The organism is Enterobacter sp. Lyrl_3 (genome assembly GCF_051948675.1).
Taxonomy (GTDB): domain Bacteria; phylum Pseudomonadota; class Gammaproteobacteria; order Enterobacterales; family Enterobacteriaceae; genus Enterobacter; species Enterobacter cloacae.
Genome location: NZ_JAYJLI010000057.1, coordinates 1 through 1,120, shown reverse-complemented (window position 1 = coordinate 1,120; position 1,120 = coordinate 1). Strand labels below are relative to the sequence as shown.

Annotated in this window: 1 protein-coding gene; it reads right to left on the bottom strand. The window is 64.1% G+C overall.

Annotated features, from left to right (window positions below; translation table 11 throughout):
• The coding region (locus VF709_RS24860; RefSeq protein WP_440232475.1) for an Ig-like domain-containing protein at window positions 1-1,120 on the bottom strand (1,120 nt) is incomplete at both ends.

Genomic DNA, 1,120 nt, shown 5'->3' with positions numbered 1-1,120 from the left:
TCAGGCACGGTCATGTCCACCGTCAGATTGTGATCAACCGATGCCGGGTTACCCGCCTTGTCGCTGACCGATGCGGTGACGGTCACGCTGCCGTCGCTGAGCGCCGCCAGATCCGCTGCCGGGACGTTCAGCGTCCAGTTACCGTCTGAACCGACCGTTGCGGTGTAGTCCTTGCCGTTCAGGCTCACGGTCACCGTCTGGCCCGCTTCCGCGGTGCTGGTGCCGGAGACGGTCAGGTCAGACTGTGCTTCTGCGGCGTTGAGGATGTCGTCCGTCGCGAGGGTGTTGATGGTCACGGATGGCACGGTGGCGTCCACGCTGTACTCGCGTCCTGCGGACGCGCTGTTGCCATTGACGTTGGTAACGCTCACCTGCACGCTGGCGTCGCCGTCTTTCAGACCGGCAAGATCCGCCGCTGGCACGGTGGCGGTCCAGTTGCCATCGGCATCGACCTGCGCAGTATAGATTTTACCGCCCATGCTCAGGGTGACGGTCTGCCCGGCTTCCACGTTGGTGGTGGCGCCAGAGAGCACCAGATCCAGGCCCTTCTCCGCCGCGTTAATCACGTCGTCGGAGGCAATGGCATTGATGCTGATGGCCACCGTTGCCAGATCCACGGTGACATCATGGCTGATGGTAATTGGGTTACCCGCCGTGCTGTCGCCGGTGACGCTGATCTTCACGGTGCCTTCCGGCCACGTGCTCACGTCCGCCGCCGGGACCGCCGCGCTCCAGGTGCCGTCCGCCAGCACCGTTGCGGAATAGTCTTTCCCGTTGACGGTCACGGTCAGTGCGGTGCCTGGGGTCAGCCCGTCGCTGGAGCCGGTGATAATCAGGTTCTGGTTGTGCTCAATGGTGTTGATCACATCATCGCCCGCCACGGTGTCCACACGCAGGCCCGGCAGGTTGGCGTCGATGGTGATGTCACGTTCGCCCGTACCGGTGTTGCCGTGGCCGTTGGTGACGGTCGCGCTCACGCTCAGACTGCCGTTGCCGAGCGCGGTCAGAACGTCGGACGGCACGCTCACGGACCAGCTCAGATCGCTCTGCACCGTCGCGGTGTAGCTGTTGCCACCAATCGTCACGGTTAAGGTGTTGCCCGCTTCGGCATTCGCCACGG